This window comes from Cobetia sp. SIMBA_158, from assembly GCF_046566945.1.
GTDB classification, from domain to species: Bacteria; Pseudomonadota; Gammaproteobacteria; order Pseudomonadales; family Halomonadaceae; genus Cobetia; species Cobetia amphilecti.
Window position 1 is genome coordinate 1 of the sequence record NZ_JAWJYL010000100.1, and the last position, 386, is coordinate 386.

A 386-nucleotide genomic window follows, 5' to 3' on the forward strand; every position below is an offset into this window, starting at 1 on the left:
CGGTCTAGGTATTGCTGACTTATTTATTGCTTTACGTGTACGCTATGGAAGTGCTGAAGGTAATGCTATTTTTGAAGAATTGATGCAATTTTTACGTGATGAATCTTATAATATGTCTATTGAAATTGCTAAAGAAAAAGGCAGTTTCCCACTGTATGACAAAGAGAAATTTATGCAATCAGGTTTTGTAAAGCGACTTCCTGATTGGATTAAAGAAGGAATTGAACGCTATGGAATCCGCAACCTGACTTGTAACACATTTGCACCTACTGGAACGACAGGAAGTATGACACCTTCATTATTAGATATTAATGGTAGTGTAAGTCCTGGTATCGAACCTTACTTTGCCATGAAATATAATCGTATGTCACGTATTGGTAATACAG

1 pseudogene is annotated in these 386 nt (G+C 36.0%); it reads left to right on the forward strand.

The features are described 5' to 3' along the window. Window positions 1-386 (forward strand): annotated as a pseudogene (locus R2R70_RS19160) (hypothetical protein); the annotation flags it as partial.